General features: G+C 68.8%; 4 protein-coding genes. 1 reads left to right on the forward strand and 3 read right to left on the reverse strand.

Annotation, left to right across the window (positions count from 1 at the left end; genetic code table 11):
• Positions 1–293: 293 nt before the first annotated feature.
• Genes NBW77_RS21890 through NBW77_RS21900 form a run of 3 tightly spaced genes read right to left on the reverse strand, consistent with a single transcriptional unit; the run spans position 294 to position 1461 of the window.
• Positions 294–686, reverse strand: a complete 393-nt coding sequence (locus tag NBW77_RS21890) for a VapC50 family PIN domain-containing toxin (protein ID WP_131748644.1) — start codon at positions 684–686, stop codon at positions 294–296.
• Positions 683–931 carry a PIN domain-containing protein gene (locus NBW77_RS21895; protein ID WP_131748642.1) on the reverse strand — a complete coding sequence of 83 codons (249 nt, stop codon included), beginning with the start codon at positions 929–931 and terminating at the stop codon, positions 683–685. Before NBW77_RS21895 ends, NBW77_RS21890 begins: the two co-directional genes overlap by 4 nt.
• A gap of 5 nt (positions 932–936) precedes the next feature.
• On the reverse strand, positions 937–1461 hold the full coding sequence (locus NBW77_RS21900) for a helix-turn-helix domain-containing protein (protein WP_207387174.1): 525 nt from the start codon (positions 1459–1461) through the stop codon (positions 937–939).
• Positions 1462–1824: 363 nt separating this feature from the next.
• Between NBW77_RS21900 and NBW77_RS21905 the strand changes: the two genes are divergently transcribed.
• The gene (locus NBW77_RS21905; protein ID WP_250280284.1) at positions 1825–2628 is read left to right on the forward strand and encodes a site-specific integrase; all 804 of its coding nucleotides are present in this window, start codon (positions 1825–1827) and stop codon (positions 2626–2628) included.
• Positions 2629–3004 lie beyond the last annotated feature (376 nt).

Raw genomic sequence — 3004 nt, forward strand, 5'->3', positions numbered from 1 at the left:
CAGGGTCCCGAAATCACCATCCGTCCGGTCGCCGCACGACTACTGACCAGGGACGATTCCCAGTGACCATCCTACCGGCAACATCGACAACCGGTTCGAACATGCGTTCCGCCAACCTGGCGGTTTGGAGGCCCTAGCCCATCTGGTAACGGTCATCGTTGGGATCGTCGTCGCTTTGACGTGCGTTCCGCAGACCTGGTAGTTCCTGGCACTTCCGCCCGTCTGGTGACCGTCGCTGCGGGGGGTTGTGGTGGGGCGAGCGCCCAGACATGCGCTGAGCGCGGGCCACGTCGCTACGGAGCCGGTCTTGCCGTCTGATCGAGTGCAACGAGAAGGCGTTCGCCGAATGCTGGGGCGCCGCGGGCACGCAAATAGGTAGCGATGTCGTAGGCGGTCAGCGTGGGGCCGGATCTGCCGGTCCTGGCGGCGATGGCACGAACGGCCTGGACGACGAGGTCTGGGTGGAGGTCGAGTTCGTCGAGGAGGAAGTCGTCGAGGGACTGGCGGGTCAGGGGCGCGGGCAGCGCAGCGGGTGGGAAGTCCGCGAGGTTGTCGGTGACGATCACGTCGGCTCGGCCGGCCATGGCGGCCGCGACCACGTATCGGTCGTCGGGGTCGGGGAGTTCGATGGTCGGCACGAGCCGTTCCCAGCCGGTCACGGGCGCGTCCGGGAAGGCGGTCCTCATCTGCCGGACGCAGGGGTCCCCGGGCGGCGCGAAGCGGCGTCTGGGGGTAGCGGGGTGAGGTAGGCGTCGGATTCTTCTGGTGAGGTTCCGCGTTTGCCGAGCAGTGTGCGCAGGGTCCGGTCGAGTTCGTCCAGGATCTCGCTCGACCAGAGCGGCCGGTAGGCACCGGTGCTGGCGATCTCGAGCAGCATGTCGCGGGCCCTGCTGGGCACGAGGACGCAGGTGTCGAGCAGCGCGGAGAACATCTTGCTCAGCCTTCGGCCTTCGTGCGGGCGGCTTTCAGCGCCGCCCGGGTCTCGTCGGGGCTGATGTCATAGAGGCCGAGACGCTCGGTGTCGGCGACCATGTCAGCGAAGGCGAGATCGGCGGCGTGGCGTTGGCGTCGGCGGTACTCAAGGAGGTCGTCGAGACGGACCTTACGGTGACGGCTGGGCTTCTCGAACGGGATGGCGCCGCTCTCCAGCAGCCGAACCAGGGTGGTGCGGGAGATACGGAGCAGGTCCGCGGCTTCCTGGGTGGACATGGTCAGATGGTGCGGAGCCACCGTGACAGCCAGGCCCGCCTTCATCGCCGCGGCGACCTGCAGAAGGACGTTGAACATCGGCTCGGGAAGCTCGACGCTGCGCCCGTCCGGGCCGGTGAGCCGAGGCCGCGGCCCGGCGGCCTGCCGGCCACGGTCGCGAAGCGCGGCCAGGAAGTCAATGATCTCGCCGGTGTCCTCGTCCGGCAGGTACGTCTCGTCGTGGAGCGGTTCGGGTCGGGCGGGCGAGGTCATGAACGGCCTCCAAGACGATCGGAGCGATCGGTATGCTCGTTTCGCTCGATTCTACGCTGGCCGCTTGCTGCTGGCTATCCGCCGACGGACACCATCCATCCTCGACTCGAACGGGGCACTCGACATCCGCACACCATCGGATCAGTGCGCCGGGACGCTCAGGCCCGTAGTCCAAGCATGGGTGCATAGTCGCGGCGGCGGCTCGGTTGAGTGAGGATCTCGGCGCTGTCTACGGCCTGGTCGATCGCGCCGTGAGCTTGGCCCCTGAGCACAGACACCTCACCTGAGGCGGCCCTGGGCCGGGGCAAGGTCACCCGCAACGTCTGCACCCTGGTAGACGCCCCCTCCGTCCACCGGGACGAGGTGCAACCGCTGACCGCCGGACAGGCACGTGCGGTGCTCACCCTCGCGGTCACCCGGCCGAACGGCGCGCGCTGGTCGGTCGCACTGGCACTCGGGCTACGTCAGGGTGAGGCGCTCGGCCTGCCGTGGGACGCGGTCGACCTGGACGCCGGGACGTTGACCGTCCGCCAGGCGCTGCAACGCCGACCCTGGCAACACGGCTGCGACGACGACCCGTGCGGCCGCAAACGGGGCGGGAACTGCCCGAAGCGGCACAGCGGCGGGTTCCTCATCGTCCGGCCCAAGAGCCGCGCCGGCCGGCGCACGATCACCCTTCCGGCTCCGCTGGTAACCGCGCTGCGCGCCCACCGGAAACATCAGGACGCCGACCGGACCACCGCCGGGAACCTCTGGGACAACAAACACGGGCTGGTGTTCACCAGGACGGACGGGCATCCCATTGACCCGGCGGCGGACTGGCGGGAATGGAAAACCCTCGCCAAAGCGGCCGGCGTGGCTGCCGCACGCCTGCACGACGCCCGGCACACCGCGGCGAGTCTCCTGCTCGCCCAGGGCGTGCCGGCCCGGGTCGCCATGGAGATTCTCGGCCATTCACAGATCGGCCTGACGCTCGGAACCTACAGCCACGTCGCGCCGGAACTGCGCACCGACGCGGCAGCCCGCATGGGAGAGGCCCTGTGGGGCTCCGATGACAAGCCGACCGGCAACAAGCCCACCGGCGGCAAGCCGGCCGACGGCGGACCCGCGAACGGCGATCAGGAAGACGACCGGAAGGCCGACGAAGAAGACCAGAACCCGACGTGACACTCTGGCTGCCAGCGTGGCTGCCAGGGTAGATCAAGTCGCCGAGCGAAGCTCGGCACCGGGGGTCCGGGGGTCGTCCCCCGGGCAGGCATAACGGCTGGTGGCGAAGCTGATCGTCAGATCAGCGAGCAGCAGAGGAGAGTGTGGGGCGGGTGGGGCTCGAACCCACGACCGGAGGATTATGAGGACTATTCGGCTTAGCGGTGTGCTGAGCTGCATAGATGCAGCTCGCGCGGCACAGTCGGTGGCCGAGTACTCCGCTGTAAGGAGATCGGTTGATCCGCGCTCCTGTGCGGGACGTCACAGCGCTTGGTGGTGATCGCCGGCGGTGCCGTCAGGCTCGGTCCGGGTGGGCGCTGCCTAGGGCCGGCTGAAC

The sequence above is a fragment of the Frankia sp. Cppng1_Ct_nod genome (genome assembly GCF_920656135.1).
Classification (GTDB): Bacteria; Actinomycetota; Actinomycetes; order Frankiales; family Frankiaceae; genus Protofrankia; species Protofrankia meridionalis.

Excerpts from the sequence above, each read along its gene's own strand:
- NBW77_RS21895 (WP_131748642.1), bottom strand. The coding sequence starts at position 931 with ATGTTCTCCGCGCTGCTCGACACCTGCGTCCTCGTGCCCAGCAGGGCC.
- NBW77_RS21890 (WP_131748644.1), bottom strand. The coding sequence starts at position 686 with ATGAGGACCGCCTTCCCGGACGCGCCCGTGACCGGCTGGGAACGGCTC.
- NBW77_RS21900 (WP_207387174.1), bottom strand. The coding sequence starts at position 1,461 with ATGACCTCGCCCGCCCGACCCGAACCGCTCCACGACGAGACGTACCTG.